The organism is Clostridium lundense DSM 17049, from assembly GCF_000619945.1.
Lineage (GTDB): Bacteria > Bacillota > Clostridia > Clostridiales > Clostridiaceae > Clostridium_AO > Clostridium_AO lundense.
Map to the genome: position 1 here is coordinate 38,878 of NZ_JHVC01000009.1, position 12,550 is coordinate 51,427.

General features: G+C 30.3%; 16 protein-coding genes. 7 read left to right on the plus strand and 9 right to left on the minus strand.

Annotation, left to right across the window (positions count from 1 at the left end):
* Positions 1-172: 172 nt before the first annotated feature.
* Genes T514_RS0111675 through T514_RS0111685 form a run of 3 tightly spaced genes read left to right on the plus strand, consistent with a single transcriptional unit; the run spans position 173 to position 3,837 of the window.
* Positions 173-2,518 carry a xanthine dehydrogenase family protein molybdopterin-binding subunit gene (locus T514_RS0111675; protein WP_027624941.1) on the plus strand — a complete coding sequence of 782 codons (2,346 nt, stop codon included), beginning with the start codon at positions 173-175 and terminating at the stop codon, positions 2,516-2,518.
* Complete coding sequence (locus tag T514_RS0111680) at positions 2,505-3,335, plus strand: FAD binding domain-containing protein (RefSeq protein WP_027624942.1); 831 nt, start codon at positions 2,505-2,507, stop codon at positions 3,333-3,335. Before T514_RS0111675 ends, T514_RS0111680 begins: the two co-directional genes overlap by 14 nt.
* 4 nt (positions 3,336-3,339) lie before the next feature.
* Positions 3,340-3,837 carry a (2Fe-2S)-binding protein gene (locus T514_RS0111685; RefSeq protein WP_027624943.1) on the plus strand — a complete coding sequence of 166 codons (498 nt, stop codon included), beginning with the start codon at positions 3,340-3,342 and terminating at the stop codon, positions 3,835-3,837.
* A gap of 151 nt (positions 3,838-3,988) precedes the next feature.
* Here T514_RS0111685 and T514_RS0111690 read toward each other — a convergent pair whose 3' ends face one another.
* Positions 3,989-4,819 carry an FUSC family protein gene (locus T514_RS0111690; protein WP_027624944.1) on the minus strand — a complete coding sequence of 277 codons (831 nt, stop codon included), beginning with the start codon at positions 4,817-4,819 and terminating at the stop codon, positions 3,989-3,991.
* An 86-nt stretch (positions 4,820-4,905) separates the two neighbouring features.
* Between T514_RS0111690 and T514_RS0111695 the strand changes: the two genes are divergently transcribed.
* Positions 4,906-5,475, plus strand: coding sequence for a nucleotidyltransferase family protein (locus T514_RS0111695; protein WP_027624945.1), 570 nt, complete (start codon positions 4,906-4,908; stop codon positions 5,473-5,475).
* Here T514_RS0111695 and T514_RS0111700 read toward each other — a convergent pair.
* The gene (locus T514_RS0111700; protein ID WP_027624946.1) at positions 5,462-5,668 is read right to left on the minus strand and encodes a capping complex subunit for YIEGIA; all 207 of its coding nucleotides are present in this window, start codon (positions 5,666-5,668) and stop codon (positions 5,462-5,464) included. The two genes, T514_RS0111695 and T514_RS0111700, sit on opposite strands and share 14 nt — an antisense overlap.
* A gap of 14 nt (positions 5,669-5,682) precedes the next feature.
* Positions 5,683-6,588, minus strand: coding sequence for a YIEGIA family protein (locus tag T514_RS0111705; protein ID WP_027624947.1), 906 nt, complete (start codon positions 6,586-6,588; stop codon positions 5,683-5,685).
* Positions 6,589-6,777: 189 nt separating this feature from the next.
* On the opposite strand from T514_RS0111705, the gene T514_RS0111710 reads away from it, so the two are divergent.
* A complete protein-coding gene (locus T514_RS0111710; RefSeq protein ID WP_027624948.1) occupies positions 6,778-7,029 on the plus strand; it encodes a hypothetical protein in 252 nt (83 codons plus the stop codon).
* Positions 7,030-7,266: 237 nt separating this feature from the next.
* On the plus strand, positions 7,267-7,461 hold the full coding sequence (locus T514_RS26635) for a hypothetical protein (protein ID WP_156939893.1): 195 nt from the start codon (positions 7,267-7,269) through the stop codon (positions 7,459-7,461).
* 231 nt (positions 7,462-7,692) lie between these two features.
* Here T514_RS26635 and T514_RS24490 read toward each other — a convergent pair whose 3' ends face one another.
* The 4 genes from T514_RS24490 to T514_RS0111735 form a co-directional block, all read right to left on the minus strand.
* On the minus strand, positions 7,693-8,157 hold the full coding sequence (locus T514_RS24490) for a hypothetical protein (protein WP_051542021.1): 465 nt from the start codon (positions 8,155-8,157) through the stop codon (positions 7,693-7,695).
* Positions 8,158-8,196: 39 nt separating this feature from the next.
* Complete coding sequence (locus T514_RS0111725; RefSeq protein ID WP_027624950.1) at positions 8,197-8,823, minus strand: hypothetical protein; 627 nt, start codon at positions 8,821-8,823, stop codon at positions 8,197-8,199.
* Between the two features lie 19 nt (positions 8,824-8,842).
* On the minus strand, positions 8,843-9,556 hold the full coding sequence (locus tag T514_RS0111730) for an alpha/beta hydrolase (protein ID WP_027624951.1): 714 nt from the start codon (positions 9,554-9,556) through the stop codon (positions 8,843-8,845).
* Positions 9,557-9,715: 159 nt separating this feature from the next.
* A complete protein-coding gene (locus T514_RS0111735) occupies positions 9,716-10,270 on the minus strand; it encodes a GNAT family N-acetyltransferase (protein WP_027624952.1) in 555 nt (184 codons plus the stop codon).
* A gap of 88 nt (positions 10,271-10,358) precedes the next feature.
* On the opposite strand from T514_RS0111735, the gene T514_RS0111740 reads away from it, so the two are divergent.
* Entirely contained in the window at positions 10,359-10,556 is a 198-nt protein-coding gene (locus T514_RS0111740) for a hypothetical protein (protein WP_027624953.1), read from the plus strand.
* 371 nt (positions 10,557-10,927) lie between these two features.
* Here the strand turns inward: T514_RS0111740 and T514_RS0111745 are convergent, their stop codons facing one another.
* Positions 10,928-11,677, minus strand: coding sequence for an alpha/beta fold hydrolase (locus T514_RS0111745; RefSeq protein WP_027624954.1), 750 nt, complete (start codon positions 11,675-11,677; stop codon positions 10,928-10,930).
* A 123-nt stretch (positions 11,678-11,800) separates the two neighbouring features.
* On the minus strand, positions 11,801-12,073 hold the full coding sequence (locus T514_RS0111750) for a CD3324 family protein (protein WP_027624955.1): 273 nt from the start codon (positions 12,071-12,073) through the stop codon (positions 11,801-11,803).
* Between the last annotated feature and the right edge of the window lie 477 nt (positions 12,074-12,550).

Sequence of the window (12,550 nt, forward strand, 5' to 3'; positions counted from 1 at the left end):
ACTTTGTAGAGTATATGTATTACAAAGTATTAGTAGGATTTTTATTTTTGTATAAAGTTAATTAGATGGGTAACTTAGGAGACATTGAATAAATTACAGCAAATAGGCAAAAAATAGATTTATAGTTTGAATATGTGCAAAGATATATTCTTCTGCAAGGAGGTAAGAATACTTGGGAAATACAATTGGAATTGGTGTAAGTATACCAAGAAAAGAGGCTTTTGATAAAGTCACAGGAGTTGCAAAATATACTGATGATACACAACTTCCTGGTACTTTATATGCTAAAATGCTCACAAGCCGTTATGCACATGCAAAAATTAAATTTATTGATGTATCCGAAGCTAGAAAAGCACAAGGTGTTCAGCAGGTAATAACAGGAGAGTATTTGCCTGTACTTTGTGGACCAGTAATAGAGGATAGGCCTCCAATAGCAAGAGATAGAGTTCGTTATTATGGGGAGCCTATTGCAGTAGTAATAGCAAATAGTGAGCAAGAAGCAATGAAGGCTTTAAAGCTAATAAATGTAGAATATGAGCCTTTGCCTGTTGTTAATTCAATAAGTGATGCTTTGAAGCCAGGTGCTACTCTTATACATGAAAATATGGGTGATTACAAACATGCAGTAGAGGATGTGTATCCTGAGCTGAACACTAATATTTCAGACCGAATTAAAATAAGAAAAGGTGATGCTACAAAGGGATGGGCAGAAAGTGAAATTGCAGTAAGTGGGAGTTTTTTTCTTCCACAGTCAGATCATATTGCAATGGAAACTCGAAGTGTGAGAGCACAAATTATGCCAGATGGAAAAATAATAATTTATACTTCTTCACAAGCCCCTTATGCTGTTAAGAGGCGTCTAAGTAAGATTTATAATATACCAGAAGGAAATATAGTTGTTAAAGTACCACTTGTAGGTGGAGGATTTGGCGGCAAGGCAGCTGTCCAACTAGAATTTATTGCATATCTGGCTTCCAAGGCTGTTAATGGTAGATTGGTTACTATAGCTAATTCAAGAGAAGAAGATATTAAAACTTCACCATGCAGAATTGGGGTTGAGGGAAATTTAAAAATAGGTGCGACAAAAGATGGAATTATTAAAGTTCTTGAAGCCAGATATATGGTTGACGGTGGAGCTTATGCAGATAGCGGTCCACGTATGGCTAAGGCTATGGCAGTAGATTGCTCTGGTCCATATAATATTGAAAATATATGGTGTGATTCAATATGTGTTTATACAAATCATACTTATGTTACTGCTTATCGTGGATTTGGTCATACAGAGTATACCTTTTGTATGGAAAGAATGATGGATAAATTAGCAGCAAAACTTGGTATGGATCCTTTAGAATTAAGAATTAAGAATGCTATAAAACCTGGTCAGTATACACCTACACAAGTAAAAACAACTTTAAGTAATATAGGCAAACTGGAAGATTGTTTGACAAAATTAAAGGAGTTAGCAAAATGGGATGAAGGACAGGTAATAAAAACAGAAGGAGGTATGATAAAGGCAAAGGGAATGGGATGTTTTTGGAAAACATCTGATTCGCCTGCAGATGCTGTTTCTGGAGCTTTTCTTACTTTCAATACAGATGGAAGCATAAATCTTAATACTGGTGCAATTGAAATGGGACCATCTACAAAGACTACTTTAGCTCAGATACTTGCTGAAAGATTAAAAATGGATGTAAGCAGAATTCACGTAATGATGGAAGTGGATACTCAAGCTTCACCAGAACATTGGAAAACCGTTGCAAGTATGACAACATTTATGGCAGGTAGGGCAGTTCTTAGAGCTGCTGAAGATCTTATAAGGCAGCTAAAAAGCTTAGCAGCTACTGTTATGAAATCTCCACCAGAAGACTTAGAGGTTGCAGAGGAGAAGGTATATTTGAGACAAGATCCAGAAATATATGTTTCATTCAAGGATTTAGTTCGAGGTTATAAGGAACCTAATGGTCTTGCAGTTGACGGGCAAATACTTGGGCGTGGAAGCTTTATAATGAGTCATATTACTGATATAGACGAAGAAACAGGAAAAGGTAAACCTGGGCCAGCATGGACTGTGGGTGCGCAAGCAGTTGAGATTGAATATGATCCTGCAAATTTTACATATAGGTTTTTAAAAGCTATTACCGTTATAGATGCAGGCAAAATAATTAACCCGAAAACTACAAGAGGACTGTTAATGGGAGGAATAAATATGGGGTTTGGTATAGCAACTAGAGAAGCTTTTGAATATGATGGAGATGCTAGGCTACAAACTACTACACTAAGAACTTATAAACCAATGAGGCTTGGTGAAAATCCAGAATACATAATTGATTTTATTGAGACACCTCAGATTGACGCACCTTTTGGAGCACGTGGATTAGCTGAACATGGAATAATAGCAATTCCAGCTGCATTTGCAAATGCTATATCTCATGCAGCTGAGTATGAGTTTGATAAATTGCCTATTACGCCTGAATCAATTTGGAAGGCTAAGACTGGAGGAAAATATGATACCCTTTAATTTTGAATATTATAAACCTGAAACTGTTGATGAGGCTGTTAAGTTATATATTGAATTAAATACTAAAGGAAAGAAGCCACTATATTATGGTGGTGGAACTGAGATTATAAGTATGGCAAGAGCCTATAATGTATACACTGAAGCAGTAATTGACATAAAAGGAATTCCTGAATGTAATGTTCAGGAGTTAAGAGATAATAAATTAGTTATTGGTTCTGCTGTTACTCTTACACAAATTGCTGAAGCAAACTTATTCCCAGTACTGGGGTTAACAGTTCAGAGAATTGCAGACCACACTATACAAGATAAAATTACACTTGGGGGAAATATAGCAGGAACAATTATATATAGGGAAGCAGTATTACCTCTTTTAATATCTAATAGTGAAGTGATTATAGGAAGTTTAAATGGGAGAAAGCAAGTTTTATTGAGTGATGTATTTGATGGAAGAATAAAGCTTGAGGAGGGAGAATTTATAGTGAATGTAATAATAGATAACCGATTTCTCTCCTTACCGTATCTCCATGTGAAAAGAACTAAAAGTGATAAGATAGATTATCCATTAATAACTCTTGCAGCACTTAAGGATAACAATAGAATAAATATAGCCTTTAGTGGAGTTTGTAGTTATCCGTTTAGGTCTTCTTTAATTGAAGATTATCTAAACGATAAAAGCTTACCAGCAAATGAGAAAATTAATAATGCAATAAATAACATACCAGATTCAATATTAAGTGATTTAGCTGGATCTGATAGCTTTAGAAAATTTATGTTGCAAAGAATGCTTACAGAAGTTTTAGATAAACTGGAGGGATAGGTAAATGCTAAAAGTCTCTGGTAAAACAATAATAACATTAAATATTAATGGAGAAGATAGGGAAGTTGTTGCAAAGCCATCAGATGTTTTGCTATATACTCTTCGAAATGAATTAGGGCTTACAGGAGCTAAACCAGGATGTGAAAATGGAGACTGCGGCACATGTACTATTCTTGTAGATGGATGGCCTATAAAATCTTGTTTAATTCTGACAGTTGAGGCAATAGGTAAAAAAATAGTTACTATTGAAGGTCTAGAGAATGCACCAATACAAAAGGCTTTTGTAGAAAAGTGGGGCTTTCAATGTGGATATTGTACATCTGGGTTTTTGATGGTTTGTCATGCCTTAGCTAATATACATCCTGATGGAAATGATCATGTAATAGAACAGTGGCTGCAGTCTAATATTTGCAGATGTACTGGATATGAGGAGATAGAAAATGCTATAAAATCAATTATGTCATGTAAGCAAAATAATTTATCCGATGGCTACCATCCGTAACACTCCAATCAAACTCCGTGAAAGCTATTCACACAAAATCAAAGATTTTGGTTCTCTGCTTTTCTTTAGGTAGGAGATATTAGAACTCTTTTAATAAGACTCAGATGGAGAGAGGTATTTCTCATAAACAAATTCCACCTGAGTCTAAAAATCACTTGATGTCATTTATAATCTTATTTAAGTTATTCATTTCATTAAAAAATATATTTTTATTTAAATTAATAACTGCATCAATATTATTTTCATCAACATTAGGAATGTGGATAGTGTTTTTGTTGTTATTAATATAATTAATTATTTTTAGTTGCTCAAAGATAATAGTAATGGTATAAACCATATTTTCTAGTTTGTTTTTTATAGGAGAAAATTTTGAACTAAATTTAAATCCTTCATTATATAATTTTAACTTAGCTTTCATATCATGTATTTTCCATTCAATGTCATCTAATTCATTTTTGCTTTGAGAAAAGTCATTGGTATTAGCTATATTTAAGAAACTTTTTTGTATATCTTTTGCTCTGTCTTTAAGTAGTTGTGTTAAATCTGGATTGAATATATAATGATTTACAATGGTTGTGATAGATATACCTATAAATGTATCAAGAAGTCTATGAACGCTATATTCAAAAGCAGAAGTTCCTTTTACACCTACTATAATAGATGCAAATACTAGGCAGGCGATAGATGTTGTACTATCCCACTTAAGATAGTTACACACATAAACAATTAATATAACCCCTAGACCAACCAGTAGTATATTTTGTGATTGAATAGTTGCAAGTACAACACCAACAATAGCACCAATAGTACTGCCAATAATTCTATTTATTCCAAATTTAACTGTCTCTCCAAAAAAAGTAGATATTGGCATAACAGCAGGTAGCAAAACGAAAAAAGGGAACTTAAGTTTTAATAAGTTTGATACCAGCATACATAAAGAAGCCGCAACACCTACTCTAATTGCTTTTCTTTTTAAATCCATTAATTCACCTTCTTAGATATGTTAGTTATATTTTTTTCGTAAAAGGATCAAAATATGTATAAGCAGGTTTAGAAGGAGGGCGTATTATGGGCGTTGATGGCATAGTATTAGCAGCAGGATTATCCTCAAGGATGGGAAAATATAAATTAACATTAGATATGGGAGGAAAGAAAGTTATAGAAAGATGCATAGAATCCATGTATGATATTTGTTCTAATGTAATAGTTGTTGGTGGATATAATTATGACCTACTTGTGGATATATTAAAACCATACTCTAAAGTAAAGCTGATTTTAAATGAAAACTATAAGGAGGGTATGTTTAGTTCTGTAAAAAAAGGATTACAACAGGTAAAGAAAGATAGATTCTTTTTAACCCCAGCAGATTATCCGCTAATAAAAAGGGAAACCTATGTAAAAATGCTTTCTACTAATAATGATATAGTTGTACCAATTTATAAAAATATAAAAGGACATCCAATACTCATAAAAAGTTATATTATTAATGATATTTTATCTGGAAAATATGTTAGTTTAAGAGAATTTACATGGGAACACGGTTTTTCTAGCGTATTCCTAGAAGATGAAGGTATACTATTAGATATAGATACTGAAAAAGATTATATTGACATTATAAATAAGGCTAAGTTTTACTAATAACCATATAATCTCCACAGGTAAGCTGAACTACTTCGGCTTTTAGAGCTTTTGCAATATCTTTTGTCAATTGTTTTTGTTCCTCTAAGTTACTGGCAACTAAAATTAAAGGATTACCGTTTTGTGCCCTATCTTTACTTAAAGTTATATATGCTACTATTTCATAACCTGTATTATATAAATCTGCACTCATAATATCAATCCTTTCTATTTATAAAGATTAGTATTCATTACTTTGTAGCTTTTTCTTATGCTTTCCAAAAGAGGAGTCTTTTTTATAGTTTCAATAAATGCTCCTTCATCATAGATAATTGGAACCATCACAAGAGCAATTCTTCCTGTGTCATAATCACGCTTAGTGTAATGATATCTTTTAAGCCCCAATGCTCTACAGACTTCAAATATTATAGCCTGCCTTTGCCCATTATGGTTAAGTGTTATGCTAAAATGTTTTTCTTTGGGATAAATCATTGCTGCTATACTACTATCTTCAATAAGTTTTCTAGAGATATCTGTTCCTAAATGGTTTGTTACAAAGATATCATCTACATATAATTCAGAGTTTTTTATGGTTACTTTAGCCAATTTTACATCAGCAATATCTCCAACAGATTTACCTTTTGAAAAAGTTTTAAGTATATAAAGTGTAAGTATGCCAACTAGTACTCCACATATTATATTTATCCACAGAATTTTATTAGGCACAATATGCATAGTTAGGCTAGTTGTAAAGGCCACTAATAATGAAATATAATTTCGTGCCTCAAAGGTTTTTGCTATACCGTCGATGTAGGCTTCTCCTCTAAAAACATGTTCAACATCATCAAGATTTTGAAGACTTTCTTTTTCTATTCTCCTTACTTCTCTAAACTGCTCAGTAGCAAGAAAAAGAAAGGTTACTGCTTCAAAGTTCTTTTCAAGCAATGCAGGAATTGCAATAGCACCTATTCCAGAAGATATAAATCCAGTTACTAAGTGAATTAGATATGCATTTGGATAACTTGGATATTGTCTGTAGTCAACGATAAGAGTAACATATCTTGATATAGTTCCACATAATATTGGTATTAATATTAAAAAAATATAATACTGCGAAAGTGCTTCTTTTTCCATAGAATCCTCCGAATACTTAGTAGTTAATAGTGTATTTAAAAGGTAATAATAATTAATAGTTTTTGTATTAGGGGGAAAAATTATGTATAATAAAATAACGAATGCTTGTATTATAATGTGTATTAGTTTTTTATCAATTAATTTATAAATAGGAATTTGTAGAATAGAAGGAACAAAGGAGAGTGCATTATGATTGAATACAAATTTGATACCCAATTGTTAATTGAAGGACATAATCTTTCAGAAGATACAATCAATGAATATATTACAAACAATATTGAAGGTGACTGCTTGCTTGCTGTTGGTGATGATGAAATGATTAAAATTCATTTTCATACCAATACACCATGGAAGGTGCTTGAATATTGTGCTTCTTTGGGAGAAATTTATGATATCGTTGTAGAAAACATGGAACGCCAAGCCAATGGGCTTAAAGGTTAAACAGTAAGCTTTTTGCTGGTTTAGAAATCTCGAAGTAGTGAATAATTAGATTTATCTTAAATATTAAAGCATTCAACATTTTAAAGTTGAATGCTTTTGTTATTAACGCTTTTCACTTTATAAAAACTTGTTGCAAAATTATATCCGCAGAAAATGCCAAAAATTAAATAAGAAGGTATGCTTAAGTTTAATTTTAATAGTGTATTACATAGCCCAGGAAATATATTTAAATAGTAAATGTTTAAACTAAAAGATAAAAATAGTAAAGGTAGTACAACAAATATTAATTTAACTACATTAACTTTCCATGTTCCATCCATTTTAAATTGCTTAATTAAGTATTCTATAGACAGTAATACACCTAGTAGTATAGCTGCAAATCCTAGTATAATTGAGTATAAAATATTAATTTCGAAGGTAGTTTTAAAATAATCTTTAGATAAATAGGTACACCAATTAATAAATAAAACTAAAATACATATTAATATAACGTATAAGATATATAGTATATATTTTTTGAATTTCATAAGTATTCTCCTTTGACATTGTAAATACTATATTACATTTAATATACCATATATTGAAAATATTGTAAAACTGACATTTGAATAAGTAAGTCATATGAGCATAGGAAATTTAATGCAGTAGATTGAAAGTTACTTGTTATAAATTTGAAAAAGGAATCAAACTATGTGTTTCAGCTAAGCGTTTTTTAGTAACTTTATTATTTGAGTCTACTTCCATTAATGTCCAAGAAGGTAATCCGTTTCCTTCATTTTCTAAGTTATAATCTCCTCCTGCTGGGTCTGATAAACGATATAAAACTTCATTTAAAGTTGTTAATGCTATTTCATATGCAAATTTACCCAATAGTTCTGGTGTTGCACCATTTTTTAATAGTTTTGTTTCAACTTCTGAATTGGGTAAATTTTCTTTAATTCTATTCTTTAACATATCTCCATATTCATTTTCATAAAATTCAAGGCTATTATTTAATGGTCTTGCAAAACGAAAAGCAGCCAGCCATGCAAAATTATTGCTTTCAATGTCAAGATTAGCATAATAATCTGCTGTATTTTCTGGTAATCCAAAGCTTTTTAAAAGTTCTTTAATTTCTTCCTTATTCATATGTTATCCTCCCCTTTTTGTTTGTTATGTAAATAATTTTTAAGTGTTACTGTTTTCTTTTATATTTATTTTTATTCCTGTATTTTCAACTATGTTAGTAATATAAGATTTATTATGTGAAGCTATATAAAGAGTAGGAGTACATCTATTAATAAATACTACTAAAACCTTTCTATGTTCATCAGTAAATATTTCACTCAAAGCATTTTTATTTATTTTAATTAACTTTTTTTCAATTAATTCACTAAATCTATTTCTGCTAATTCTAACCTTTGTCATATATGGCAGTGAGTAAACTATTTCCAGGGCTATAAAATTCAAAATAAAATATGAGCATTTACCCTCACAATACCACCTGCCAGTATCCTCTGTTAAAAAACGTTGGTATACAGGAGGATCTTCTTTTTCTTTATTATCTAATTTTATACCAAAAATAGAGTCTTCATCCTTAAAAAAAGTCATTATATCATCAATAATTTCAATATCTTCAAAAGGCAAGAATGATAAGTGATTTCTACTTTTTCCTATAATTGAATAATACTCTTTTAAGGCTATAGGAAATTTTATTTGCATTGTACTTTCAAAATTATTAACTTCCTCTTTTGTATATTTTTCATATGAATTTGATGTTATTAATTTTAATTCATTTAAACATTGTTCTATCATTAAAAACAGCTCCTTGTTGCTAGTTATTGTTGTAGATATGTTTTTTTACCCATTTCTTGAAAAATAGCAGTTGTTCTTCTGTATGAAAATAATGTTCTCCATTTTCCATTACTTCTAAATCGCAGTTGAAGTGTTTTGCAAATGCAGATACCACATTAAATTCACATAGTTTATCTTTTGAACCATATAAAATTGAAGTAGGATTGCTCCAGGTAACAATAGGATGTTCTTTTACATAGCAATAATAATCCCAATAGAGTGTTTGTCCAACAGGTGTAGTGATTTCCTTTTCTGCCTTTAGCTTATCCTCACTTATGTTAAAACATGTCATTATATTATCTATGATACGTTCCATACTTATCACTGGAGAGAGAAATAAACATTGTTCCAATGTTTCATGGCTATATGTTAGTAGACTAAAATATGCTCCCATACTGCAAGCAAATACACTTATATTATTTGATAAGGATTGAGCATATCTCATAATGGTATTAAGATCTTGAACACAATTTTGAACTTTGCAATCATAGGCTTCCTCCTTACGATCACCATGTTTAGGCAAATCAAAACTAAGCACCTGATAATCTATTGATGTTGCTTCCTCTGCAAATATAACAATTGAGTTGTCTTCTTTATTTGACATGGTACCATGTACTACTACGAATAATTTATTTGATTTTTTGCCCCATAAGATTGCAGGAATATTTTCTATTTTTAAACTTTGTTTTATCATCGTAATTTTTCCTCCATAAAATATAAATATAATTCTTCTGTACTTTAAAATTATAGTCTTATATCTCATGATTTATCTAGTTCATAAATAATTCTGTAATAAAGTTGTTGAAAATTACAATTTTCACCCTCATACATATATTTAATATATTATTAAGTATTATTTATTCCATTCCTGCTTAATTAGTGAATAAACAAGTTGATCGTATTTATTTTCATTAATCCAATAATGTTCTCGTAGTCTTCCGTCTAATTTAAAGCCGTATTTTTCTAAAAGCTTTATAGAAGGGGAATTGTTTGAAGATGTAGTTGCATAAATCTTATTTAAATTTAGATCATAATCTTGGAATATGGTTTTAATAAATTTTGATAGCATAATGCTACCCAATCCATTACCTCTATTATTATCTGGTATATAATAACCAAATTCAGCACTATGATTTCTTGGATTTAAATCAAATAATGTTATTTTGCCTAAAGGTTTGGTGCAGTCCTCTTCTTTTACCAGCACATAAATTACTTCTTTTCTTTCAGAAATAGCTTTTAATATTTTACTGGCATATTCTTCAAATGATTCACATGCTTTTAAAGGGCGACAAGTATAATATTCAAAGTGCTTTTCCGCAATATTCCAATCATATATTGTCTGGATATGTTGTTCTGTTAATAAGATCAATTTATAAATTTCATCATGTTGTTTTAAACTATTATTCATTACAACCCTCCATAAAATTATACAGTTCTATTCGCATAATTTAACTATCGTGAATTAATTATAACATATTACCAAAGGGGAGTTTATATTGTTAAAAAGTAAGTATAATCATATAATTTGTGGTTTTTGTGAATGTTTATTTTTACTTTTTACTTCTAATATATATGCCTCAAATGATAAAAGGGATAAAATACACAAAGATGATTTGGAACCTATTTATAAAAGTGATGTGGAGAATATAACAGAATTAATGGAGCAGAATTATGGAAAAAAAGTATTAACATAATAAAGAATATTGGCGGAATAGAAAATTTAGTTAACTTAAAGAAGTATTTGCCTAACTGTGATATACGATAATTAGTATTATTTAGTTATCCCAATAATAATTTTAAAAATAGTAGGGTAAAGTGTTTGAAAAAAGTTCGATGAATAAAAGCACCACATTATTCAAAGTCGAATTTTGTGGTGCTTTTACGTCCAATTCTGAATAGAGTTGGATTCGGAAGTTGAGCCGAATAAAGAAAGCAGTTTGATTTTAAGCTAAAATTATGTTCTAATTCAAAAGCTGCTCAGAAGTTAGCTTAAAAACATCACTTATAAGCTCTTTATATTTTTTAAGTTTTTTATTTACTGCATGGTAGATAAAATATCTTACACTTATTTTAGGAAATTCTTTATTACTTTTGCAAATTCCATATCATTGGATATAACTGCTGGATGAAACCCATTCAAAAATATATATTTCTCTCCATATGGTACTTTTTCCAAAATTGAAGTATATTCGTCCTCAAAATCATTCCTAATCATATCATCCGTTTTGCTTGCAGTAAGTAGCAATGGAACTTTTAATTCTGATAAATCTTTATGGAATAATGGAATATGTTCCTTCGAGCATTTTAGCAAGCAGTTCGTATCATGATCAACAATACTTTCCCAATCACTACCATGCCAAAAAACATAAAATTGTTTTACAGTTTCATTTTGTTTAGAATAGCAGCGGCCCTCTAATAGCTTTTTAGCAAAATCAGATGCAAGAGTTCTTCCATCAAAGCTGTCTGCTACAACTTTCTTTACTAAATCTGGTCTTTCTAGAGCAACGTTAATGGCTACCCAGGCACCGCCGCTTGTTCCAAGTAAATTGACATTTTCCAAGGACAAAAAATCTAATAAGGCAATTGTTTGCATTGCTTCATCAAACCATAGTTCTAAAGGGAATTTCTCCAGTCGTTGAGATTTACCATGTCCTAAAAAATCTATGGTAATTACCCTATATTCGTCTGAATATAACTTGATTATAGATTCAAACATTTTAGAAGAAGAAGCATTGCCATGTAAAAATAGGAAGGGCCTTCCGCTCCCGTTTTCTTCATAATAAATATTTTTGTTCTTATATTCAAAATATGGCATTTTAAAATCCTCCTGTATTTGTTTTTATCAGTATACCATTGACAAAAGTGTTAGTTCTACCACACACATTTTTATAATAAAATAAGTGCCATAGCAAATGCTATGACACTTAATAATAAATATCTATTTTTTCTTTTGCTGAAGAATAATTCGCTGGATGCTTTTAGGAACTAAGTAGTATTTTTCTGACAACGCATCGAATGACATACCAGATTGATAGTCCCGATAAATATCACGATTTCGGTCAGCAAGAATAACCTTTACCCCTGTTTTACTTCCCCATTTTTTTCGTGTGTTTTCTTTTCGAGGAATGTAAATCAACTCACCATCTATATATTTTTGAACTTCTTCAATTATCTCATTTGGCAAAATATCATTTGCCTTAAAATAGCCCATGCTGCACCTCCTGATTAGATATAGGATTAGCAGTGACTATTACATTTGCTTATTTTAAATTTAATTCACTGTGCAATAGCCCTGCTATTAACACAGTTTTGTTCCAACGCCCATCGTACAACCCACCTTTCGTTTGTCTATACTTAATATATTATATGGTTATGTTAAAATCAACATTATTTTGCTTTTCTAATTATTATCTTTTCATTCTTAGCTCTAATTTATAACCCCTTATTATCTTATTTAATTATAAATTGTTTAAATACTATAAAACTTAAATTACTGAATAATAATCTGCTATTATTTAGTAATTATAACATATTACCAAAGGGGAGTTATGGAAAAGAGATCTTAATTATTTCTAAGTATGTTTTATATCAAGCTTATTTCCTTGAAATTTATACGGTAATTAAAGTAGACTATTTAATAAGTTAAAAACTTTTTAAACTAATTTGAAACTTTTTGTGCTTCCTAAAT